We start from the raw sequence: 23,403 nt of genomic DNA on the forward strand, positions 1-23,403 counted from the left end.
TAAAAAGCCATCCAAAGGATGGCTTTTTTCGATTACAAAAGTAAATAGTTTATTGCTGATATAGCTCAGCCCGGTAGAGCGCACCCTTGGTAAGGGTGAGGTCCCCAGTTCGAGTCTGGGTATCAGCACCATTTACTGACAGATTTTGCTTAGCGACCATAGCATTATGGACCCACCTGATCCCATGCCGAACTCAGAAGTGAAACATAATAGCGCCGATGGTAGTGTGGGGTTTCCCCATGTGAGAGTAGGACATCGCTAGGCTCAAATTTTAAAAGGCTTCCCATTGGGAAGCCTTTTTTCGTTTTAATCGCTAAATAAATGTATTTTCTGCTACTTGCCAAAGAGCCTGAATGACAGAGTCGTTTAGTTTTGATTTTTTACAACATAATCCTAATTTAAAAGGCGATATAGGCGATATATTTAGGCGTTGAACTTTATCTTTAACTGGGCTGTTATTGATTACTACATCTGGTGCAATACCTATACCGCAGCCTAACGCCACCATACTTACAATTGCTTCATGCCCTGATACTTGAGCGTAAATTGTGGGTTTGATTTTCTGTTCCTTAAACCATTGATTTGCTCTATTCCTCGCAGTCCCTGATTCAGGCAAAATAAAAGGCAATGATTTCCAATTTGTATTTTCTTTATTAATTTCACTGATGAAGTGATTGTTACCAATTGGAGCAATGATCGAAAGTGGGATTTCACTGATAATTTCAAAGGCGAGTTTATTTGATAGGGTTTCTGGAAGAGCTGATATTGCAATATCGACTTCTGATGTTTCAATCTTATTGATCGCCTGAGCTGGATCGCCGGTAGATAATTTAATATCTATATGGGGGTAGTTAACTTTAAAGTCGTTTAATAATTGAGGTAAATGACTGTAGCTTGCCGTCACTGAGCAAAATAAATTAAGCTGCCCCTTAAGTGCATTATTCACAGTATTAGAGCTTGCTTTGTAACCACTCCATTCCGCACATATATTCAAGGCTATAGGTATAAGTTGCTTAGCCGCTGTTGTTAGTTCAACACTTCGATTATCTCTAATAAAAAGTGGATGTCCAACGTCATCTTCTAATTTTTGAATTTGTCGACTTAAAGCTGAGGGACTTAAATGCATCGCTTTTGATGTTTGAGTAAAGCTATGGCTTTCACAAAGATGCAGGAAAGTTTGTAGAAGTTTTATGTTCATTTATGTTGCCTATATTGCAATCATGTGTTGCTAATATATCACTTTTGACAATGTTAATCTTTCGTTATTATCTTTTTATACACAAGATCATCCTAATGGATTAAATGATATTTATGGAGTTTTATCATGGCTAATTACTTTAACACATTGAATTTACGCGAGCAGTTGGATCAACTTGGTCGTTGTCGCTTTATGGATCGTGAGGAATTTGCAACAGAAGCTGATTACCTTAAAGGAAAGAAGGTGGTTATTGTAGGCTGTGGTGCTCAGGGTCTTAATCAAGGTCTTAATATGCGTGACTCAGGCTTAGATGTAGCATATGCACTACGTCAAGCGGCGATTGATGAACAGCGTCAGTCGTATAAAAATGCCAAAGAAAATGGCTTTGAAGTTGCTAGCTATGAGAAATTAATTCCTCAAGCAGATCTTGTTGTTAACCTAACGCCAGATAAGCAACATACAAATGTTGTTGAAACGGTAATGCCACTAATGAAAGAAGGTGCTGCGCTTGGTTACTCTCATGGCTTTAATGTTGTAGAAGAAGGGATGCAGATCCGTAAAGATATAACAGTTGTTATGGTTGCTCCTAAATGTCCTGGTACAGAAGTACGTGAAGAATATAAGCGTGGTTTTGGTGTTCCTACATTGATTGCTGTTCACCCTGAAAATGATCCAAAAGGTGAAGGCTGGGATATAGCAAAAGCATGGGCTGCGGGTACTGGTGGCCACAGAGCTGGTTGTCTTGAGTCTTCTTTTGTCGCTGAAGTTAAATCTGATTTAATGGGCGAGCAAACAATTCTTTGTGGCATGCTACAAGCGGGTTCAATTGTATCTTATGAGAAAATGATCGCTGATGGCATTGAACCGGGTTATGCCGGTAAATTGCTACAGTTTGGTTGGGAAACAATTACCGAAGCACTTAAGTTCGGTGGTGTTACCCACATGATGGATCGTCTATCTAATCCTGCAAAAGTGAAGGCATTCGAATTATCTGAAGAGCTAAAAGAGTTAATGCGTCCTCTATATAACAAGCATATGGATGACATTATTCAAGGTGAATTCTCTCGTACCATGATGGAGGATTGGGCGAATGATGATGTGAACCTATTAGGATGGCGTGAAGAGACAGGTCAAACTGCATTTGAAAATTACCCTGAGTCAGACATAGAGATTTCAGAGCAAGAATATTTTGATAACGGCATTCTACTTGTTGCTATGGTTCGTGCTGGTGTTGAATTAGCCTTTGAAGCAATGACTTCATCAGGTATTGTTGATGAGTCTGCATACTACGAATCACTGCATGAGTTACCACTAATTGCAAATACAGTTGCTCGTAAGCGCTTGTATGAAATGAATGTAGTAATTTCTGATACGGCTGAATATGGTAACTATTTATTTGCTAATGTAGCAACGCCACTACTTCGTGAGAAGTTTATGCCATCAGTTGAGACTAACGTAATTGGTCGTGGTTTAGGCGAAACATCAAATCAAGTTGATAATGCAACGTTAATCGCTGTCAATGAAGCAATTCGTAACCACCCGGTAGAATATATTGGTGAAGAGCTACGCAGCTATATGAGTGATATGAAGCGTATTGCAGTTGGTGGCTAATTAATACCAAATGAATATAAAAATGGCTTAACCAGTGATGATTAAGCCATTTTTTTATGCGTAAATTATGCTTCTACCGAATTACTTTTCTGATAGTTTCTCTTCTAATTCAGCCATTTTTTGTTCCATTGCCGTTAGTTTTTGGCGAGTGCGTAACAGAACTTGAGTTTGAACATCAAATTCCTCTCTACCTACAACATCGAGCTTATTTAATTGGCCTTGAATAACTTGGCGAACTTTTTGCTCAACATCGCTACCCAACTCTTTTACTGGTTTCGGCATTGAATCATGAATTTGTTTTGCTACTTGTTCTAATTTCTTTGGATCAAACATTATTTACCCTTAATTGAATATTTTCTTTATTCTAAGTAAAGCCTTGCCAATTGTCGCTATCGAAATAAAAAAAAGGCTACCGAAGTAGCCTTTAATAGCAAACAACCATTAAGATTCTTTAATCTCTTTACCTTCTTCAAAAATAGGTAATGGTTTGTGTTCACTTGCTAAGTAGCTATAAATTACCGGCAGTACGAACAGTGTAAATAACGTACCAATCGCTAGACCCGCTACGATTACAATACCAATACTAAAGCGTTGAGCCGCACCTGCACCACTTGCATACATTAGAGGAACAAGACCTGCAATCATCGCCGCAGTGGTCATTAGGATAGGACGTAGACGAACTTTAGCAGCTTCGGTTACGGCTTCCATGCGATTCTTGAGGTGATGAAGTTGCTCTTCTTTCGCTACCTCACAAATAAGAATACCATGCTTAGTAATCAAGCCGACAAGCGTGATCAAACCTACTTGAGAGTAGATATTCATTGTTGCAGCGCCCCAAGCAAGCGCGATTAAAGCACCACAAATTGCTAGCGGAACAGATACCATGATAACTAATGGATCTCGTACTGATTCAAATTGAATAGCAAGAACCAAGAAGATGATCGCGAGTGCTAATCCAAACGTAGCATATAAAGCGCTACCCTCAGTTACGTACTGACGAGCTTCACCCATATAGTCATGGTTATAGCCACTTGGTAGTGTGTTAGTCGCCAAATTTTCAAACCATACAATCGCATCACCCATAGCGATACCCGGAGAAGGTACTGCACCAATGGTCGCGGAGTTCAATTGGTTGAAGTGAGGCAGTGATCTAGGTTCAGCAACAACATCGATAGATATTAGGCTTCCTAGAGGAACAGCTTCACCACTGGTTGAACGAACGTAATAGTGATTCATTGATTCAGGGTTTAGACGATACTTACGCTCTACTTGAGGAATAACCTCATACGAACGTCCGCTAAGGTCGATTCGGTTTACGTAACCATCAGCCATCATCGTGCTTAGTGTAATACCAATATCTTGCATGGTAATACCGTAAGCGCCTGCTTTATCTTTATCGATATTGATTTTCATTGTTGCTGAATCAAAATTCAAATCAAGATCAGAATAGACAAACAGTGGGCTACCTTTAACACTAGTTAGTACTTCAGTTGCTATTTGGAATAAACTTTCAAAACTATTTGGTGTTGTAATAACAAATTGAATTGGAAGACCAGAGCCAGCACCTGGAAGTTCAGGCATTTGGAAAGCAGTTACAGCCATGCCAGGAATATCTTGAACTAATTCACCAACACGTTTAGTTACTTCAGCTTGGCTTGTTGTTCGCTCACTCCAAGGAACCATTGATGCGATACCAAAGGCTTGGTTCGCATTAGGAACACCGGTAAATACTTGAGCAAATCCAACTTCTGGTTGATTTGATAAGATCTTATTTACATCATTCATTGTGTTCTGCATGTAATCAAGATTTGCCGTTGAAGGTGCTGTACCCATCAACATAATTACCCCTTTATCTTCCGATGGTGCGAGTTCACTTGGAATGAACTTAAATAACAATGGAAGGGAAGCAAAAACAATAACAGCAAAACCAATAATTACAGGGCGACGAGTCATGATGCTATTTAACATACGCTCATAACGATCACTCATGTTGTCTAAGATATGATGTACTTTTTTCTCAAAACGATTTGGTTCTTCATTTGCAACTAGCATTTTAGAACACATCATAGGTGACAGTGTTAATGCTACGATACCAGAAACAAATACGGCGCCAGCTAGGGTTAATGCAAATTCTTTAAATAGAGAGCCTGTAATACCACCCATCATTGCAATTGGAGCATATACCGCACCAAGTGTTAATGTCATTGCTATAACAGGAATCGCAATTTCACGAGTACCTATAATTGCTGCTCTGAAAGGGGTTTCACCTAACTTAATATGACGGTCGACGTTTTCTAAAACAACGATAGCATCATCTACAACTAAGCCGATGGCGAGTACCATTGCGAGTAGTGTCATCAAGTTCCATGAGAAACCCATCGCTTGCATAACCATTGCCACACCAACAAGTGATAATGGAATAGTAACGATTGGAATGATTACCGCTCGGAATGAACCTAAGAATAAGGTAATTACAACCAGTACAATTAATGCAGCTTCAATGATGGTTTTGATTACTTCATGAATGGACTCATTAATCGCAATCGTAGAATCATACATGATGTTCATTTTGATATTACTTGGCAAGTTCTTCTCTAATTGAGGAAGAAGATCAAGAACATCAGCGGCAATATTAATCGGGTTGGCACTTGGAGCGGCATTAATTGCTGCAACAACGGCTTCTTGTCCGTTAGCACTTGCACGGTAAACGTCATGGCTCTTTTCAAGAGACACTTTTGCGATATCGCTCAGGCGAACAATTTCACCATTACTCGTTCTAATAACAAGATTTTCTAATTCTTCAACATTAGAAACTTGAGTATCAGCACTGCCGTTATAAAGAACAAACTCACCGGTAGCTTGACCTGCGGCAGATTGGAAGTTATTAGCACTTAAAACGCCCATAACATCCGTTGCCGTCATATCAATAGCAGCCATACGTGCTGGATCTAGCCAGATACGTAACGCGTACTTCATGCCACCATAAAGATCTACTTTTGAAACACCATTAACAGTAAATAGTTGAGGGTTAACAACTCGCTCTAAGTAGTCGGTAATCTGGCTTGATACTAATTCATCACTAGTAAAACCAATATAAAGTACCGCAGTTGTTGAGCCTGTAGACATGGTTACTGTTGGATCTTCAGATTCTTTTGGTAACTGAGAGCGAACAGAGTTTGTCTTAGCCAAAATATCAGACAGGGCTGCATTTGGGTCAGTATTCAACTTCATGGTTACAGTAATGGTAGATTTCCCCATTACTGATTGTGACGTCATAAAGTCGATGTTATCGGCTTGAGCCACGGCTTGCTCTAAGGGTTGAGTAATAAAACCTTGGATAAGGTCAGCACTCGCCCCGTAGTAGCTAGTTGTTACCGTTACAACGGTATTCGTCATTTCAGGGTATTCACGAACCTGCATTTTGAAAATTGCTTGGATCCCAAGCAAAGCAATCAAAAAGCTGATCGATACCGCTAAAACTGGACGTTTAATAAAAACATCAGTAAAGCGCATAGTTCCTCCGGTTACAGCATTGGTGTTTCAGCAGGTGGTGTTGTTGCATCGCTTTGCACAATGCGAACTTTCGCATCATTACTTAGACGAACCTGACCTGTGGTTACAACCATATCGCCAGCCTTAACACCCTCAAGGATATGAGCAATTGCTTCTGAACGCTCACCTACTTTTACAACGTGCTGTTGAACGCGTTTTACACCATCTTTTTCTGTAACAAGATAAACATTATCGCCATAAAGAGTATAGGTGATTGATGTTTGAGGGATAACAACTTGGTTTTCTAGTGTAGGTAGAATGATTTCAGCACGAGCGAACATACCGCTACGTAATTTGCCACCATTATTAGGGATATCAGCTTGAACCTCGATTAAGCCACTTTGGATATTTACCGCAGGTTCAATAGCGCTAATCGACCCTTTAAAGATGTCCGCAGGATAAGAATCAATTGAGATATCGATCTCTTGTCCAATATTGATGCGCGAGATATCAGTTTGAGGAACAGTAAAGCGTAAGCGCATTACACTCGTATCTTCTAGACGAACGATATCAGTGCTTGGCTGTAGGTATTGACCTAGGTAAACATTACGAATACCGATAACACCACTAAAAGGGGCTTTGATCTCTCGACGATCGATAGATGCTTTCATTCCTTCAATATCAGCAGCAAGAGAGAAGTAGTTTGCTTCTGCCTCATCGTACGCTTCTTTTGAAATAGAACCTTTCTTATATAAGCCCTTATAACGCTTATATTTTGCTTCCGCTGCGGGTAAGCGAGCTTGAGTACTCTTCAAGTTAGCTTTTTCTACTTTAGAATCAAGAGAGATCAATAATTGACCTTCTTTAACTTGGCTACCAGAATCAAATGAAATTTTATCAATAATACCGTTAACTTCAGTTGTTAAGGTAACGCCTTGGTTAGGTTCAATAAAACCAATAGCTTCAATGGTTGGAGTCCAATGAGATGAGGCAATGGTTTCAACCGTAACAGGGAATTCAGGTTCTGGTCGGTTAGCCATATATTCAGCGATTTTTTGTTGTTTAAACATGTTAAAACCAATCACACTACCGAAAAGAAGCAGTGCAAGAAGTAACATAAAGAAAGTCCACTTTTTCATTCTGATTAGAACTCCAAATTAGTGTTTAATAATAGCGTCCCAACTGGCTTCAATTGCCGCATCGAGATCATCGTTTGTTAAAGTAAAAAAACCTTGGGCATGTTTTCGAGCTAAACAAACACTCGCTTCTAAGCTAAGGCCTGTTAATATTTCTACGCTAAGAGGTTTAAATACACCCTGTTCAAGTCCATCGATAAAGAGTCGATTTACTTGGGCAAACATTTTTTCCTCTAGTTCCTTAAATTTCACTAGGTCAGTAGAAGGGAGAGAGTCGTATTGATTGCGATTCAAAAAAGTATTCTTCTCTGAAATAGCAAAGTACCAAATGTTTAACCACATAGTACGAAATCGAACTTTAATGGGATCTGAATCTTGCACATTCTCTTGGATGGCAAATGCAACACGCTGCATGATATTCAGTTTTATTTCTTCGATTAAGGCTTCTTTATCATCAAAATAGCGATATATCGTGCCGGCAGCAACGCCTGCCTGAGTCGCTACTTTTTTCATAGATAAGCCACGAAATCCATCGGTAGCCAATAATTGCTCAGCAGATTCAAGAATGAGCTGACGCTTTTCCTTCATAAATGCGTCCTTATGAAATGAATGAACGTTCATTCATTATTTTAGGCTACGATGAATAAAATGTAATCTATTTTTGTGTCAAGAAACGTAAAGATCACACTTTTTCATCGATGGTTTACATGGTATTCCATCATCGACAGCTTTATTATAGGCACAAATATTCATTATTGATTTTATAGGTGATTCATGAGACTTAATCCACAACAAGATGAAGCAGTAAAGTTTGTCTCTGGACCATGTTTAGTATTGGCAGGTGCAGGGTCTGGTAAGACACGTGTGATCACCAACAAAATAGCTTACCTCGTACAGCAATGTGGCTATAAAGCCAGAAATATTGCCGCTGTTACATTTACCAATAAAGCCGCTCGTGAAATGAAAGAGCGTGTAGGGCAAACACTGAATAAGCAAGAGGCGCGTGGTTTAATGGTCTCTACTTTTCACTCGTTAGGCCTAGATATTATTCGTCGAGAATATAAACTATTAGGCTTAAAATCTGGGTTCTCTTTATTTGATGATCAGGATCAGCTCGCTTTACTAAAAGAATTAACAGAAAAGCAGATCGATGGTGATAAAGACTTATTACGTCAGTTATTGAGCAGTATCTCAAACTGGAAAAATGAGATGCTGACACCAACCCAAGTCAAAGGCTTTGCTCGCTCTGAGCAAGATCAGCTATTCGCCTTTTGTTATGAAATGTATCTTACTCAAATGAAAGCCTATAACGCCCTTGATTTTGATGATCTTATTTCATTGCCGGTATTATTACTCCGCAACAATCAAGACGTGCGTGAACGCTGGCAGATGAAGATCCGCTATCTTTTAGTGGATGAATACCAAGATACGAACACCAGCCAATATGAGCTAGTTAAGCTATTAGTTGGTGAAAGAGGGCGACTAACCGTGGTGGGTGATGATGATCAGTCTATTTATTCATGGCGTGGGGCAAAACCTCAAAATCTTGTTCTGCTGAGTGAAGACTACCCTGCTTTACGAGTGATAAAACTAGAGCAGAATTACCGTTCTACCAGTCGAATTTTACGTGCGGCTAATATATTAATTGCCAATAACCCTCACGTATTTGAAAAGCGTCTGTTTTCAGAAATTCCAGACGGTGAACAAATTAAGGTACTAACAGCAAAAGATGATGAGCATGAAGCCGAGCGAGTTGTCGGAGAGATCATTGCACATCGCTTTTTAAACCGAACAGATTATAAAGATTACGCCGTGTTATACCGCGGTAATCATCAATCTCGTTTGATTGAAAAATCCCTGATGCAAAACCGAGTACCTTATAAGATCTCCGGAGGGACATCGTTCTTCTCCCGTGCTGAAATAAAAGACATCATGGCTTATCTTCGATTGCTGACAAATCCCGATGATGACAATGCCTTTTTACGTGTAGTGAACACTCCACGTCGTGAAATTGGCCCGGTAACATTAGAAAAGCTCGGTACCTATGCCAATATGCGAGGTAAAAGTTTATTTGAAGCCAGTTTTGAAATGGGGCTAGAGCAAACGCTATCGGGACGAGGGCTAGAATCTTTACGCCGTTTCTCCCATTGGGTTGTGTCTATTTCAGAAAACGCTGAGCGTGGTAACACGGTTGAAGCGGTTCGTTCGTTAGTGAAAGATATTCATTACGAAGATTGGTTATATGAAACATCTACCAGTTCAAAAGCGGCAGAGATGAGGATGAAAAATGTCTCGGACTTATATTCATGGATTGTTGCTGATCTTGAGGGCGATAACTATGACAAAGAAGAAAAGACATTAAAAGAAGTGGTTCAGCGCCTTACTTTGCGTGACATGATGGAGCGAGGAGAAGATGAGGATGGTGCCGATCAGGTACAGTTAATGACCTTGCATGCTTCAAAAGGCTTAGAATTCCCTTATGTTTACTTAATTGGTGCAGAAGAGGGGATTTTACCTCACCAAGTGAGCATTGATGAAGATAATGTAGAAGAAGAGCGTCGTTTGACTTATGTAGGAATAACGCGAGCACAGAAAGAGTTGACGTTTACCCTATGTAAAGAGCGCCGTCAGTATGGAGAGTTAATTCGTCCTGAGCCAAGTCGTTTTCTTGAAGAGCTGCCACATGATGATTTGGATTGGGAAATGAAAAAGCCAAAACCCACTCAAGAAGAAAGGATGGAAAGAGGGAAAGCCAATATTGCTAACCTTAGGGCCATGCTGAAGAAGTAAACAGATATAAAAATGCCCACTGATAATACAGTGGGCATTTTTTATGATTGAGCTAAAAGGGGATAATAATTAAATCATAGCCCTTTAATAAGATGCTCAACCGCTGCAAGTACTTCATCATCAGAACAGTCCATACAAGAACCACGAGCAGGCATAGCATTAAAGCCATTTAGTGCATGATTATTTAGTACATCCATACCTTTAGCGATACGAGGAGCCCAATCTGCTGCATTTTGTGTTTTTGGAGCCCCTGCCGCACCTGTGGAGTGACAAGCAATACAAAAAGTATTGTAAACTTGGTCTCCTGAGCGAGGTCCTGTTGGTTCTTCTACAACAGCGACATCACTTGCTAGATAAACTTGGCCAACGGGTTTAATTCGTTCAGCAATTGCATCCTCAGAATTACCTGCTGCAAAAGAGGTAGTTGAAAACGTTAATGCTGCAACCGTTGCAATAATGATGTTGCGAATAGATTTTTCCATAAAGCTCACTTTACACTCCCAGTTATTATTATTGGCTAAAGCCCATTTTATTGTATTTACAGAGATAAAAAACGTACTTAGAAAATAGTTTCGTTAATTTCATGTAAATATCGAGTAATTATATCTGCTTAAATTGTTGCAATAAACCACTAAGCTCAAAGAAAATGAGGATAAATAGCAAGGAATTGTCGAAAAAGAGACCAAACGATAAAAAAAGTAAAAAAAACACTAGACGAAGGTGGCTCATATCCGTATTATTCTTCTCCGCCGATAGGGTATACGCCCGTAGCTCAGTTGGATAGAGCGTTGGCCTCCGGAGCCAAAGGTCGAAGGTTCGAATCCTTTCGGGCGTGCCATCCGGAATATAAATTAAAGGCGCAAAAAATAGTGGTGGCTATAGCTCAGTTGGTAGAGCCCTGGATTGTGATTCCGGTGGTCGCGAGTTCGAATCTCGTTAGCCACCCCATTATTTTGGTAACTGATTTTACGTAGTAAATAAGGTTTCCAGTTTTGATTCAAGAAACATCCCAAGAATCGAAACAAAATTCGTCGGTGAATAGCGCAGCTTGGTAGCGCATCTGGTTTGGGACCAGAGGGTCGGGGGTTCGAATCCCTCTTCACCGACCACTATTTCAATAATCGCAATAGCGGTTATATAAAAAGTTAGTGGTGGCTATAGCTCAGTTGGTAGAGCCCTGGATTGTGATTCCGGTGGTCGCGAGTTCGAATCTCGTTAGCCACCCCATTAATTTTTGGTAACTGTAAAAACAGTTTCCCTTTTGATTCAAGTAACATCCCAGGAATCAAATAAAAACTCGGTGAATAGCGCAGCTTGGTAGCGCATCTGGTTTGGGACCAGAGGGTCGGGGGTTCGAATCCCTCTTCACCGACCACATTTAAAAGCCTCGTCAGAAATGACGAGGCTTTTTTCATTTCTGCTTTATATTATTCTAATCTTCATCACAAAATCACTATTTCACATGGTGATCTATTCTAGAATTTCATTTTTTATCTCAAGTTTCTATCACTTTTTTTTATGTTTATTTTGATTGTTTACACTAGTTTTTTATTAGATCTCTTACGTAAACGCTGTATTTCATCATTTATCCCAATTAAAACGTTATTTTAAATGTTAAATATATTTATGTTTATTTATCTAAATTAGGCGGTGTTGAAAGTTAGGCTATTAATTATTTTTTTTGCCACTAACTAACTGTTTTGTTTGAATCTTGTTTTTAGTCATAGATTTCTGTTAATAGCTGCTAGCCTGACTGTTTATGCAGGATAATGGCATATATCAGTTTTATACTCTTTGTTTGTTGCTTTTATGTGAATAATTGACTACATTGGTGTCCTAATCATGTTGCAGTATTTTGCTGTTTCGAATGGAATCAATGTACAGACAGGGCAGGATGCTGCCGAGTAGTCGGAGTCTGATAATGTCACTTTTAGAAGTTAAAAATTTACGCATCGAATACCCATCTCGTCATGGAGTACATGCTGCTGTTAAATCATTATCGTTTTCAATAGAGCGTGGTGAGATTGTAGGGGTTGTTGGTGAATCTGGAGCGGGTAAATCAACGGTAGGTAATGCTGTTATTGATCTATTAAGCCCTCCTGGCATTATTGCTAGTGGAGAGGTTTTTCTAGATGGAGAGAAAATCTCTGGCCTATCAACAGAAGCGATGCGTAAAGTTAGAGGTTCTAAAATCGGATTCATCTTCCAAGATCCGATGACATCCCTAAATCCTCTATTTACTGTCGAACAGCAAATAACAGAAACCATCCACGCGAATTTAAAAGTATCAGCTGCAGAGGCCTATGAGCGTGCTTTATCTCTAATGAAGCAAGTAGGTATACCGCAACCTGAAAATCGTCTTAAGCAATACCCACATCAATTTTCCGGGGGCATGCGTCAGCGTGTAGTTATCGCTATCGCTTTAGCTGGTGAACCGGATCTTATCATTGCTGATGAACCAACGACGGCACTGGATGTTTCTATTCAAGATCAAATCCTAACCCTTATTCGAGATCTCTGCATTGAGAAAAATGTCGGCTGCATGTTAGTGACTCATGATATGGGAGTCGTCTCGAACGTCACTGATAAAGTCGCGGTAATGTTCCGTGGTGATCTTGTCGAGTTTGGTAAAACCGAAAGAGTATTGGGAGATCCTGATCATTCTTATACTCGTAGTCTAATTTCAGCAGTACCACGTTCAGATATTAAATTAGATCGTTTTCCACTGGTAAGTTACATTGAAGAAGCCGTTGAGCATGAATGTATCGATGTAAAGACGCACTGGTTAGGACAAAGCCAAGATCATCGTGAATATTCAGGCCCATTATTAAAAGTAGATAACGTTAGCCTTCGTTTTGTAACGAAAGACTCTATGTTTGAAAGTCGCCGTGAATACGTTCAAGCCTCAAACAATGTTAGCTTTGAGATCCATGAAGGCGAAACGTTTGGTCTTGTCGGAGAGTCTGGATCTGGCAAATCAACCATTGCTCGTGTTATTGCTGGTTTATATCCGCCAAATGAAGGAACGGTTACCTTTGAAGGCATTGATTTGACCGCATTGAAATCAGAGAAAGAACGTCGTCCGATGCGCCGTCAAATGCAAATGGTTTTCCAAAACCCATACACTTCGATGAATCCGCGTATGAAAATCTTCGATATCATCGCAGAGCCTATCCGTTTTCATAAACTAACAGGCTCAGAAGCTGAAACGCAACAGATCGTGAATGATCTTCTCGATCACGTCGGGTTGGGGAGAATGGCGGCATTGAAGTATCCGCATGAGTTTTCTGGTGGTCAACGTCAGCGCATTTCGATTGCTCGTGCACTAGCAACGCGCCCACGTCTCTTAATTTGTGATGAGCCAACCTCTGCATTAGATGTATCGGTTCAAGCACAAATCCTCAACTTATTAAAAGATTTACAAAGTGAGTTAAATTTAACCATGTTGTTTATCAGTCATGATTTACCTGTTATTCGTCAGATGTGTGATCGAGTTGGTGTGATGCAGATGGGTAAGTTGCTAGAAGTGGCTCCAACTGAAAATCTTTATACCAACCCTCAGAATGAATACAGCAAGCAATTAATTTCCCTTATGCCAGAATTTAAAGGTTTAAGAGAAAATATAACAGCGGTATAAACCGTCAAATAATAAGTACAAATACAACAAACTAGGGATATATTCCCGCATAAGGAGTTATGCAATGAAAACCATAAAGACCAAATTGGCTATCGCGCTTATGGCTGCAGGCCTAAGTTTTAGTGCAGCCGCCGCTGACATTACCGTTGCTTATGATGCCGATCCAGTATCACTTGATCCACATGAGCAATTGTCTGGCGGTACACTACAACTTTCTCATATGGTGTTTGATCCTCTAGTTCGTTATACGCAGTCATTTGACTTTGAACCACGTCTTGCTGAAAAGTGGGAACGTATTGATGACAAAACCTTCCGTTTTAATCTACGTAAAGGCGTGAAATTTCATTCAGGTAATGAAATGACGGCTGATGATGTGGTGTGGACATTTGATCGTTTAAAAGACTCTCCTGATTTTAAAGCGATTTTCGAACCGTATGAAAAACTAGTTAAAATTGATGATTACACTGTTGAACTTGTTTCTAAAGGTGCTTATCCGTTAGTTTTACAGACAGCAACCTATCTTTTCCCAATGGACAGTAAGTTCTATTCTGGCAAAACAGAAGAGGGTAAAGATAAATCTGAAATCGTAAAACACGGTAATTCATTTGCTTCAACGCACATCTCTGGTACCGGTCCATTTGTCGTTAAATCTCGTGAGCAAGGCGTAAAAGTTGTCTTTGATCGCTTTGATGGTTACTGGGATAAAAATTCTCCAGGTAACGTAGATGAATTAACTCTTGTTCCAATCAAAGAAAATGCCACACGTGTTGCTGCTTTACTTTCAGGTGATGTAGATATTATCGCTCCAGTGGCTCCAAATGATCACAAACGAGTGAAAAATACCAAAGGTATCGATTTAGTTACGCTACCAGGTACTCGTATCATTACCTTCCAAATGAACCAAAACAGCAATGAAGCGCTTAAAGATGTTCGTGTTCGTCAGGCAATCGTTCATGCAATCAATAATGAAGGTATTGTTAAGAAGATAATGAAAGGATTTGCTACAGCAGCAGGTCAACAAGGTCCATCTGGTTATTCTGGCTACGATGCTGATCTAGTACCACGTTACGATCTTAAAAAAGCAAAACAGCTAATGAAAGAAGCAGGTTACGAGAAAGGCTTCAAACTTAGCATGATGGCACCAAATAACCGTTATGTTAATGATGCAAAAGTGGCACAAGCGGCTGCGGCAATGCTATCAAAAATTGGTATTAAGGTTGATCTAAAAACCTTACCTAAAGCGCAATACTGGCCTGAATTTGATCTATGTTCTGCGGACATGATGATGATCGGTTGGCATTCAGATACAGAAGATTCAGCAAACTTCTCTGAGTTCCTAACAATGACTCGTAATGAAGAGACAGGTAAAGGCCAGTACAACTGTGGTCATTACTCAAACCCTGAAATTGACCGTTTAGTTGAAGCGGCAAATGTGGAAACGGATCCTGCGAAACGTAGCCAAATGCTAAAAACAGTAGAAGACACGCTGTATAACGATGCGGCGTTTGTTCCACTACATTGGCAAAACCTTGCATGGGGTGCGAAATCTAACATTGATATCAAACCAATCGTAAATGCAATGGAATACCCATATTTTGGCGATTTAGTCGTTAAGTAACTGCCTGTAAACAGGGTGTCCTGATATTCAGGGCAACCTTTATTTGCCATAAGAGATTCATTGATAAAAAAGCAATACCAACAACTTGTTAGATATGGATATATTTTCTATATCATTTTTAGGATTAAGAAGGGGACAAGGAATGTTTACGTTTCTGGTCAAGCGCCTGTTTCAGGCACTGATAGTGATGTTTGTGATCAGTCTGGTTGCGTTTTCCATTCAAGATAATTTGGGTGACCCGTTACGTGAATTGGTTGGGCAATCAGTTTCAGAAGCAGAGCGTCAAGCTCTGAGAGATGATTTAGGGTTAAACGACCCATTCATCACAAAGTACACACGTTTTATTACTAATGCGGTTCAAGGTGACTTGGGCACGTCTTATTTCTTCAAAAAACCAGCGGTAGAAGTCATTCTTGATAAGCTTGTTGCAACCTTAGAACTAGTATTAGGGGCCGCAATTATTATTGTATTTCTTTCTATACCTCTGGGGGTTTATTCAGCGATTCATCCCAAAAGTTTTTTCACAAAAGCTATCATGGCATTCAGTAGTATTGGTATTTCGGTGCCCGTCTTTTTGACCGCAATTATGCTGATGTATGTTTTCTCCATTGAATTAAATTGGCTACCGTCTTATGGGCGAGGTGATACTTATAATTTATTAGGTTGGGAGTCAGGGTTCTTTACTCTTGATGGATTGGCTCATTTAGTATTGCCTTGTATTTCATTAGCTTCAATCATGCTACCTCTGTTTATTCGTTTGGTTCGTTCTGAAATGTTAGAAGTGCTGAGCTCGGAATACATTAAGTTTTCAAAAGCGAAAGGCATCGCAACCAACAAAATTTATTATCAACATGCACTTAAAAATACCATGCTACCGGTACTAACGGTAGGTGGTGTTCAGATTGGTACCATGGTTGCTTATACCATTTTGACTGAAACAGTATTCCAGTGGCCGGGAACAGGATTCTTATTCTTAGAAGCAATTAACCGTGTTGATACGCCATTGATAACCGCTTACGTTATCTTTGTAGGTCTAATTTTTGTGGTAACGAATACCATTGTCGATTTGTTATATGGACTAATTAACCCAACCGTAGATATCACAGGGAAAGGAGCGTAATCATGGATGTAACGACTAACCACGTTCCAACACGTTGGGAACGATTTAAATCATCAGATTTTTTGTATTACTTTTTACGCGATAAAGTAGCAATGTTCAGCTTTGCTGTTTTTATGGTGTTTCTTTTAGGTGCGCTTTTATCTCCAGTACTTGCACCAAGTAATCCGTATGATCTGAGCTCGATAGACATTATGGATTCAGAGTTGCCTCCATCTTGGATGGAAGAGGGAGACGAGCGTTTCCTTCTGGGAACGGATGACCAAGGTCGAGATGTACTATCAACCATTCTTTATGGCTCGCGTTTATCTTTAACGATTGGTTTCCTAGCAGTTGCAGTACAGCTGACTCTCGGCATTGTTATTGGCTTATCGGCTGGTTACTTTGGTGGGAAAATTGATAGCTTCTTAATGCGATTTGCAGATGTGCAGTTATCATTCTCGACTATGATGGTTGCGATCATTGTTTCTGCGATCTTTAAAGCAAGCTTTGGTACTGAGTTCTTCAGTCAATATGCAGTGATCATGTTGGTTGTGATCATTGGTGTTGCCGAATGGCCACAATATGCGCGTACGATCCGTGCGTCAGTACTGGCAGAGAAGAAGAAAGAATATGTCGAAGCGGCAAAGGTGATGGGGTTTCGCTCTCCACGCATCATGTTCCGTCATATTTTACCTAACTGTCTATCACCCATTTTGGTTATTTCAACAGTACAGATTGCCAATGCGATCATGTCAGAAGCGGCACTCTCTTTCTTAGGTTTAGGCCTACCGGTAGACCAACCCTCTTTAGGTTCGTTAATCAGTATTGGCTTTAACTATATTTTCTCTGGTTCGTGGTGGATCACGGCATTCCCAGGCTTAGTTTTGGTTACTCTAGTCTTGGTAATTAACCTGCTTGGAGATTGGTTAAGAGACGTATTTAATCCAAAAATTTATAAGGGTTAATAAGTAAAAATAGATAGAAAAGCGGTGTTTATCTCATCGCTTTTTTATACTTGTAAAATACTGTTTATGTATTGCAGAGAAGATTATTAGGCTTATTTAGTTGTTTTTTCTGACTGATTTGTCGCTTTTACTGGCAATTATTTACTCAGTTGTTAGGATCATAGAGTGTGTTTAAATATTTTAAAGTGAGTATTTGAATTAAACCAAAACAGAGAACTTCGGTTCGAAGTGAGGAATAATGAGTAGAAATAAGGACAAGTACAGTATAGATAATACGGATTATACTGTTGGGCAGGATAACGTTCAAAAATGGGGATTCGATGTACATAATCCCGTCTTCGGCATCAGCGCAGGCCTGATAGCCCTCTTCTTAGTTGCTGTTGCAATAACGGATCCTGAATCAGCAAAAATCGTTCTAGATGGTTTTAAATGGAAAATCATTAATGCGTTTGATGGTTTATTCATGTGGTCAGCCAATATCTTTGTTATTTTCTGTTTAGCATTAATTGTGTCGCCATTTGGTAAAATCCGTCTTGGCGGGGATAAAGCAAAACCTGATTATTCGATGGTATCTTGGCTCTCTATGCTATTTGCAGCGGGCATGGGTATTGGTCTTATGTTCTGGGGAGTTGCAGAGCCTGTTGCTTACTTTACTGGTTGGTTTGAAACGCCATTAGGTGTTGAAGCAAATACACCAGAAGCGGCCAAGCTTGCATTAGGTGCAACCATGTTCCACTGGGGGCTTCACCCTTGGGCTATTTATGGTGTTGTTGCTTTGTCGTTAGCATTCTTTGCTTATAACAAAGGTTTACCACTTTCAATGCGTTCAATCTTCTACCCCATTCTTGGTGATAAAACGTGGGGTATTCCAGGCCACATTGTTGATATCTTAGCTGTGTTAGCGACCTTATTTGGTTTAGCTACATCATTAGGTCTAGGTGCCCAACAAGCAGCAAGTGGTTTCCACCATGTATTTGGCATTGATGGCGGTTTAGGACTTCAAGTTGCGATTATTTTTGTCGTTACTTTATTAGCGGTTATTTCAGTAATGCGCGGTATTGATGGTGGCGTAAAAGTGATCAGTAACATCAATATGGTCATTGCGATTGTATTGGTCGCGTTTGTTGCTTTGGTTACGTTTGCCGTTTCTATGGGTACGATCCCAACAACCATCATAGGTTATGTGGAAAATATTATTCCATTGAGTAATCCTCATGGTCGTGAAGATGAAGCGTGGATGCACGGTTGGACTGTGTTCTACTGGGCGTGGTGGATTTCATGGTCTCCATTTGTAGGTATGTTTATCGCACGTGTCTCTCGTGGTCGTACTGTTCGTGAATTCTTGACTGCTGTATTGATTGTACCAACGATATTTACGGTGTTATGGATGTCTATCTTTGGTGGCGTCGCGATTGATCAAGTTGTGAATAATATAGGCACATTGGGCTCTGAGGGCTTAACTGATGTATCTTTAGCTATGTTCCAAATGTTTGATGCACTGCCTATGGGTAATATTCTTTCGATGATTGCTGTTGTTCTTGTTCTGGTGTTTTTTATTACGTCATCAGATTCAGGTTCACTTGTTATCGATAGTATTACAGCGGGGGGGAAAGTGGATGCACCAATTCCACAGCGTGTATTCTGGGCCTTCATGGAAGGTGCTATTGCGGTAGCTCTGCTATGGGTTGGTGGTACTCAAGCTATTCAAGCATTACAAGCTGGTGCGATATCAACCGCTCTACCGTTCACCATTATTTTATTAGTCATGTGTATTAGCTTACTGATGGGCATGAGAACAGAGAAACATAATAGTTCTTCACACTAAGTAGAAGATAAATAAAAAGCCGATGAAGAGTCATTATCTTCATCGGCTTTTTTGTGTTTATAACCACAGCTTCTTGATTGGGTCGTTTGGTGAAAAGTGGTGATGGACTTGAGCCTGAAATAGTTCAGCCGTCGCAATCGCATCTGTTAATGCATGGTGAGGAGGATAAGCCGGTAAGCCATAGCGTAAACGAGTTGTGGCTAAGCGTATTGACTCTGGACGCTTTCCTTTAAGCCAATTAATTAGGCCCTTTGATTGCTCTTGTTGGTAATCACCCTCTATTTGCATTGTATCTATAACTGGAAAGACAATGCCTTCACCAATCAAATTTCGTAGGTTTATATCAAAGAAATCACGTTCGATTCTACGATAATGAACCACAACTACCTTACCAGCTAAAGAGTCTAATACCTTCTCTAAGATGCGACGTAAATCAGGAGCCCCTTGTAGATCGGTATGGGTGATACCATGAATAACCACTGAGTTTTCTTCTAAACTGTCTTGTGCTTTTACAAACCAATGTTGAGACTCACGGCAACGAATACGCTTTAAAGTAAAAGGAACCAAACCTATACTAATAATACTGTTTTGATTCGCATCTAATCCTGTTGTTTCAAAATCTAACGCAACAAAATCAATGTCACTGAGTGGGGTTTCCTCTTCATACGTACCAGACTGATAGAAGTTCTTAAGTCTTTTATCTTTGCTGATCTTGAATTTATGCTTAAAAAAAGAGGCCCAATTTAAAATTTCTTGAGGAGAATGGGGAAACATCATTAGCTCCTAAAATTTATTCGCGCTGTAGCGATATTTTAAAAAGTTTTGAGCATTACTCAGTACCTGGAATGCATCTTTTAGATTTCGACGTTCAAAATCAGACATATTCTCTGGCTCGATATTATTATCAGGTTCAATCCCTGCTTCTACATCTAGCGCTTGGTGACGAAGGCGTACCAATGAGATTAATTCCATTGCATGGTGTAAATCGCTGCCTTTTGATTTTGGCAAAATACCCGCTTCGATAATGTCATCTAAACGTTCAAATGAGTTTTGAGCTTGAGAACCAATAGCCAATGCATGAACACGGATTAAATCCGCTAGCGGAGCAGTACCACGACGTTTTAGATTGATAGAATTATTATGGCGACCATCTTTTTCCATCACAAAGTCTTTAAAAAATCCTAATGGTGGTGTTCTGCGCAATCCATTTCTCGCCAAACAAGCTAAGAAACGAGTATTCTTTTTCGCTCGACGGACAATAAAGCCATTAAGTTGCTCTGCCCATTTTGTACGACCATAAACGCCATTTAAATCAAAGAAAATAGAGCTGTTTAATAACGCTTGAGGATCAGGGTTATCGATCCAATCAGCAAAGCACTCCTCCCATTCTGATTGGGTTTTACGCCACTCAGGATTGGTTGCCATAATGTCGCCAGTACAATAAGTATAACCACATGCCGCTAAACCATCACAGACAAAGGCGGATAAGGCTTTGAAGTACTCACCATGTTCTTTTTCGTTGAAGTCATTGTCTAAAATAATCGCGTTATCTTGGTCGGTAACAATTAATTGTTCATCACGAGCCATAGAACCAAGCGCTAAGAAACAATAAGGCACTGGTGGTGAACCGAGCTCTTCTTCTGCTAATTCTAATAGTCGCTGTTTAAAGCTTCGCCCAATCTCAGACATTGCACTACCAACCATGTGTGAGTTAGCGTCTTCATTTACCATCCGTAGAAAGCAGTCTTTTAGTTGGCTTGAGAGAATAACTAAATCTTCAATGGTTTGCTGTTGGAAGATGCTGCTTACAAATAACAGACTATTTTGAGATTCGTAACGTACGATATCAGAAACCTCTAGAACACCGATTGGTTGTTTATTTCTCAATACAGGTAAGTGATGTACGTTATATCGAAGCATCATCAACATCGCTTCAAATACGTAAGCGTTGTGGTCTAGTGAAATAAGCTCTGTCGACATCACTTCAGATACCGGGGTTTCAGAATCCAAACCACACGCCAGTACCTTGGTGCATAAATCTCGGTCGGTAATGATGCCTACAAAGTCATTATCTTCTTCGTCGGTATTGATTTCAGGATCGGTAATTAACACCGCAGAAACATTCTCTTCAGCCATTGTTTTTGCGGCGGATTGAATGGTTTCGTATTTAGTGATCATGACCGCTTCACGAGTCAGTAAGGTTTTTACTTTCGAGGTGGTTAGATCATTCGCATCATCATGATTACTTTCTACCGCTTGTTTTAGGCGAGTTGCATCTTCTACTTCAACAAAGTCTGAGAATTCATCATAACGCTCGCAAAAATCATCAAATACTGATTCAGGAATACAATATAATAAAGAATCGTTTAAAGCCTTGGCAGGAAAACGTACTTTATTATTCATCAATAGTCCCATTTGACCAAAGATACTGCCCTCATCTAATCGATTATAGAGCTCACCGTTTCGACGGTAGACTTCGATAATGCCACTGCGAACCATGTATAAATCTTTGATCTCATCACCAAAACCAATCACCATACTTTCTGCTCGATAATAAGAAATTTCGACACTTTGTGCCGTTTCTTTTATTGCTTCTTCAGGTAGCAAATTAAAAGGAGGGTATTGGGATAAAAAGTGTTGGATTTCTAACAGTTCAACTTCCATGCAGGGCTCGATAGTAATGTAGAAAGTAAGGATTCAGTGTAGTTTATCATCATGACTATATCTATCTGAATTGTTTTTATATTTTGAAAATAAGCGTAATTTATAGACAAAAAAACACAGTGGAATCTCAGATTTTCAACTGACTTTTTGCTAACATTAATAGATATATTTTTTTAAGGTACTTCCATGATGGCAATCGTTAAAAAAACAAATACGCTAGTAATGCCGTTAATGTTATTGGCGACAATATCACAAGCCAAGGCGGCTGATGAGTTAACTCAGTATCTTGAGAATAACAATAGTGCGCTCACATCTGTTTGTTCAGCATCGGGTTATTTACCTGATTCTTGCCCTATTGGAGAGGCACTTTGGGGCAATCAAGATGCAAAATTGGCACAAGGTGAGAGTGAGTTTTGGATCCAATGTGGTGTATTTAGTAAACCACTCGGTGTTGATAAAGTGAAACGAATTCAATCGAAAGTTGACGCACCAATAAACATGAAAAAAGAAAGTGAAGGTAAGCGTTGTTTAATCGGCCCATATAACGATTTTTCGGAGGCTAAAAATCAACTAAAAGCATTACAAAAAGACCCACTATTTAGACAATCAGCATTAAGAGAAGTTGCTCTTGCTTCGCTGCCTAAGATGGAGTTTAAAGCTGAAAAAAGTGAATTACCTAAAATAGCCGTTGAGCCAACACCTGATCCTGTTACTATTCGCAAACAAGTCATTATTAATGGCGAGCAATTTGCAGTGCCATTTATTCAAAGTGATGATTATGGTTTTTATATGGAAGATTCTCAACCTTGGCTGCGAGCAAGCTCAAAAGGCAGCCAAGAGATTTGTCAGCGTATAGATATGAATTTAGTATCAAAAGAACAATGGCAAATATTGATTGATTCCAACATCATGAAAGAAGATAAGTGGCCAATATTATTACCTTATTGGGGCGCTGATAATTTAGGTCTCTTTAAAGACGGTACCACAAGACAATTAAAAAATGCATCCATGCTCAATGTGATGTGTACGAAAAAAGCAGAGGATAAAGTCGTTGGAAATCCAATTTAAAGGTCGTTGGGACAGTAAGTCTCTGGCGGAAAATCTACAAGAAGCATTAGAAACCTTAGAAGAAGAGTTTGGGGTTAAAGCATTATCAAACATAACGCTAAATATCTGTTTAGAAGATGAACATAAAGAAGAGTTAGCGTTATTAAGCCCAACCGGACGCGCATTGGATTTTTTGGTTATTAATAATCCAAAAGATGTCAATGACGGTGAGAAAGCGCCGGTGTTGGAGTTTAAGCCGCGCGGGTAACTTTTCATTAAATCCTAACGCAGAGTTGGGATTTTAATTATTACACTCACGTA

At 39.7% G+C, this 23,403-nt stretch carries 17 protein-coding genes, 6 tRNA genes and 1 rRNA gene; 16 read left to right on the forward strand and 8 right to left on the reverse strand.

The features are described 5' to 3' along the window. The first annotated feature begins 54 nt into the window (after positions 1–54). A tRNA-Thr gene (locus PVK62_RS11880) sits at positions 55–131 on the forward strand. Positions 132–148: 17 nt separating this feature from the next. After that, a 5S ribosomal RNA gene (gene rrf, locus PVK62_RS11885) occupies positions 149–264 on the forward strand. Positions 265–313: 49 nt separating this feature from the next. Here rrf and ilvY read toward each other — a convergent pair. Beyond that, on the reverse strand, positions 314–1,198 hold the full coding sequence (gene ilvY, locus PVK62_RS11890) for an HTH-type transcriptional activator IlvY (RefSeq protein WP_274444653.1): 885 nt from the start codon (positions 1,196–1,198) through the stop codon (positions 314–316). A gap of 126 nt (positions 1,199–1,324) precedes the next feature. On the opposite strand from ilvY, the gene ilvC reads away from it, so the two are divergent. After that, entirely contained in the window at positions 1,325–2,809 is a 1,485-nt protein-coding gene (ilvC, locus tag PVK62_RS11895; RefSeq protein WP_274444654.1) for a ketol-acid reductoisomerase, read from the forward strand. Between the two features lie 81 nt (positions 2,810–2,890). Here ilvC and ubiK read toward each other — a convergent pair whose 3' ends face one another. The 4 genes from ubiK to PVK62_RS11915 form a co-directional block, all read right to left on the reverse strand. After that, positions 2,891–3,142 (reverse strand): ubiquinone biosynthesis accessory factor UbiK, encoded by a 252-nt coding sequence (gene ubiK, locus PVK62_RS11900; protein ID WP_274444655.1) that lies wholly within the window; start codon positions 3,140–3,142, stop codon positions 2,891–2,893. Between the two features lie 108 nt (positions 3,143–3,250). Continuing rightward, positions 3,251–6,322 (reverse strand): multidrug efflux RND transporter permease subunit, encoded by a 3,072-nt coding sequence (locus tag PVK62_RS11905; protein WP_274444656.1) that lies wholly within the window; start codon positions 6,320–6,322, stop codon positions 3,251–3,253. An 11-nt stretch (positions 6,323–6,333) separates the two neighbouring features. Next, positions 6,334–7,440, reverse strand: a complete 1,107-nt coding sequence (locus tag PVK62_RS11910) for an efflux RND transporter periplasmic adaptor subunit (protein WP_274444657.1) — start codon at positions 7,438–7,440, stop codon at positions 6,334–6,336. Positions 7,441–7,458: 18 nt separating this feature from the next. Next, positions 7,459–8,025 carry a TetR/AcrR family transcriptional regulator gene (locus tag PVK62_RS11915; protein ID WP_274444658.1) on the reverse strand — a complete coding sequence of 189 codons (567 nt, stop codon included), beginning with the start codon at positions 8,023–8,025 and terminating at the stop codon, positions 7,459–7,461. A 186-nt stretch (positions 8,026–8,211) separates the two neighbouring features. Here PVK62_RS11915 and rep point away from each other — a divergent pair, with 186 nt between their 5' ends. Next, positions 8,212–10,227: a DNA helicase Rep gene (gene rep, locus PVK62_RS11920; RefSeq protein WP_274444659.1), complete on the forward strand. Its 2,016-nt coding sequence runs from the start codon at positions 8,212–8,214 to the stop codon at positions 10,225–10,227. Positions 10,228–10,301: 74 nt separating this feature from the next. Here rep and PVK62_RS11925 read toward each other — a convergent pair whose 3' ends face one another. After that, positions 10,302–10,709: a c-type cytochrome gene (locus tag PVK62_RS11925; RefSeq protein WP_274444660.1), complete on the reverse strand. Its 408-nt coding sequence runs from the start codon at positions 10,707–10,709 to the stop codon at positions 10,302–10,304. A gap of 279 nt (positions 10,710–10,988) precedes the next feature. Here PVK62_RS11925 and PVK62_RS11930 point away from each other — a divergent pair. The 10 genes from PVK62_RS11930 to PVK62_RS11975 all read left to right on the forward strand — a co-directional run bounded on the left by PVK62_RS11930 (position 10,989) and on the right by PVK62_RS11975 (position 19,371). Further along, positions 10,989–11,065: transfer RNA gene (locus PVK62_RS11930), tRNA-Arg, on the forward strand. A gap of 34 nt (positions 11,066–11,099) precedes the next feature. After that, positions 11,100–11,175, forward strand: a tRNA-His gene (locus PVK62_RS11935). Positions 11,176–11,259: 84 nt separating this feature from the next. Then, positions 11,260–11,336: transfer RNA gene (locus PVK62_RS11940), tRNA-Pro, on the forward strand. 42 nt (positions 11,337–11,378) lie between these two features. Further along, positions 11,379–11,454: transfer RNA gene (locus PVK62_RS11945), tRNA-His, on the forward strand. Between the two features lie 71 nt (positions 11,455–11,525). Further along, positions 11,526–11,602 (forward strand) — tRNA-Pro (locus PVK62_RS11950). A 546-nt stretch (positions 11,603–12,148) separates the two neighbouring features. Next, entirely contained in the window at positions 12,149–13,864 is a 1,716-nt protein-coding gene (locus PVK62_RS11955) for a dipeptide ABC transporter ATP-binding protein (protein ID WP_274444661.1), read from the forward strand. A gap of 64 nt (positions 13,865–13,928) precedes the next feature. Continuing rightward, a complete protein-coding gene (locus PVK62_RS11960; protein WP_274444662.1) occupies positions 13,929–15,482 on the forward strand; it encodes an ABC transporter substrate-binding protein in 1,554 nt (517 codons plus the stop codon). Between the two features lie 142 nt (positions 15,483–15,624). Further along, positions 15,625–16,602, forward strand: coding sequence for an ABC transporter permease (locus PVK62_RS11965; protein WP_274444663.1), 978 nt, complete (start codon positions 15,625–15,627; stop codon positions 16,600–16,602). Positions 16,603–16,604: 2 nt separating this feature from the next. Beyond that, positions 16,605–17,546 carry an ABC transporter permease gene (locus PVK62_RS11970; protein ID WP_122036458.1) on the forward strand — a complete coding sequence of 314 codons (942 nt, stop codon included), beginning with the start codon at positions 16,605–16,607 and terminating at the stop codon, positions 17,544–17,546. 238 nt (positions 17,547–17,784) lie between these two features. After that, on the forward strand, positions 17,785–19,371 hold the full coding sequence (locus PVK62_RS11975; protein ID WP_274444664.1) for a BCCT family transporter: 1,587 nt from the start codon (positions 17,785–17,787) through the stop codon (positions 19,369–19,371). A 57-nt stretch (positions 19,372–19,428) separates the two neighbouring features. Here the strand turns inward: PVK62_RS11975 and PVK62_RS11980 are convergent, their stop codons facing one another. Both PVK62_RS11980 and PVK62_RS11985 read right to left on the reverse strand, forming a co-directional pair. Then, complete coding sequence (locus PVK62_RS11980; protein ID WP_274444744.1) at positions 19,429–20,145, reverse strand: 3'-5' exonuclease; 717 nt, start codon at positions 20,143–20,145, stop codon at positions 19,429–19,431. 9 nt (positions 20,146–20,154) lie between these two features. Next, positions 20,155–22,035, reverse strand: coding sequence for a DUF294 nucleotidyltransferase-like domain-containing protein (locus PVK62_RS11985; protein ID WP_274444665.1), 1,881 nt, complete (start codon positions 22,033–22,035; stop codon positions 20,155–20,157). Positions 22,036–22,221: 186 nt separating this feature from the next. Between PVK62_RS11985 and PVK62_RS11990 the strand changes: the two genes are divergently transcribed. Continuing rightward, a complete protein-coding gene (locus tag PVK62_RS11990; RefSeq protein ID WP_274444666.1) occupies positions 22,222–23,103 on the forward strand; it encodes an SPOR domain-containing protein in 882 nt (293 codons plus the stop codon). After that, positions 23,087–23,350 (forward strand): hypothetical protein, encoded by a 264-nt coding sequence (locus PVK62_RS11995; protein WP_274444667.1) that lies wholly within the window; start codon positions 23,087–23,089, stop codon positions 23,348–23,350. The genes PVK62_RS11990 and PVK62_RS11995 overlap by 17 nt, the downstream gene beginning before the upstream one ends. Positions 23,351–23,403 lie beyond the last annotated feature (53 nt).

It is taken from the genome of Aliivibrio sp. S3MY1 (genome assembly GCF_028765575.1).
Lineage (GTDB): Bacteria > Pseudomonadota > Gammaproteobacteria > Enterobacterales > Vibrionaceae > Aliivibrio.

Excerpts from the sequence above, each read along its gene's own strand:
- ilvY (WP_274444653.1), bottom strand. The coding sequence starts at position 1,198 with ATGAACATAAAACTTCTACAAACTTTCCTGCATCTTTGTGAAAGCCAT.
- ilvC (WP_274444654.1), top strand. The coding sequence starts at position 1,325 with ATGGCTAATTACTTTAACACATTGAATTTACGCGAGCAGTTGGATCAA.
- rep (WP_274444659.1), top strand. The coding sequence starts at position 8,212 with ATGAGACTTAATCCACAACAAGATGAAGCAGTAAAGTTTGTCTCTGGA.
- ubiK (WP_274444655.1), bottom strand. The coding sequence starts at position 3,142 with ATGTTTGATCCAAAGAAATTAGAACAAGTAGCAAAACAAATTCATGAT.
- PVK62_RS11975 (WP_274444664.1), top strand. The coding sequence starts at position 17,785 with ATGAGTAGAAATAAGGACAAGTACAGTATAGATAATACGGATTATACT.
- PVK62_RS11955 (WP_274444661.1), top strand. The coding sequence starts at position 12,149 with ATGTCACTTTTAGAAGTTAAAAATTTACGCATCGAATACCCATCTCGT.
- PVK62_RS11980 (WP_274444744.1), bottom strand. The coding sequence starts at position 20,145 with ATGTTTCCCCATTCTCCTCAAGAAATTTTAAATTGGGCCTCTTTTTTT.
- PVK62_RS11970 (WP_122036458.1), top strand. The coding sequence starts at position 16,605 with ATGGATGTAACGACTAACCACGTTCCAACACGTTGGGAACGATTTAAA.
- PVK62_RS11990 (WP_274444666.1), top strand. The coding sequence starts at position 22,222 with ATGATGGCAATCGTTAAAAAAACAAATACGCTAGTAATGCCGTTAATG.
- PVK62_RS11965 (WP_274444663.1), top strand. The coding sequence starts at position 15,625 with ATGTTTACGTTTCTGGTCAAGCGCCTGTTTCAGGCACTGATAGTGATG.
- PVK62_RS11985 (WP_274444665.1), bottom strand. The coding sequence starts at position 22,035 with ATGGAAGTTGAACTGTTAGAAATCCAACACTTTTTATCCCAATACCCT.
- PVK62_RS11960 (WP_274444662.1), top strand. The coding sequence starts at position 13,929 with ATGAAAACCATAAAGACCAAATTGGCTATCGCGCTTATGGCTGCAGGC.
- PVK62_RS11915 (WP_274444658.1), bottom strand. The coding sequence starts at position 8,025 with ATGAAGGAAAAGCGTCAGCTCATTCTTGAATCTGCTGAGCAATTATTG.
- PVK62_RS11925 (WP_274444660.1), bottom strand. The coding sequence starts at position 10,709 with ATGGAAAAATCTATTCGCAACATCATTATTGCAACGGTTGCAGCATTA.
- PVK62_RS11910 (WP_274444657.1), bottom strand. The coding sequence starts at position 7,440 with ATGAAAAAGTGGACTTTCTTTATGTTACTTCTTGCACTGCTTCTTTTC.
- PVK62_RS11905 (WP_274444656.1), bottom strand. The coding sequence starts at position 6,322 with ATGCGCTTTACTGATGTTTTTATTAAACGTCCAGTTTTAGCGGTATCG.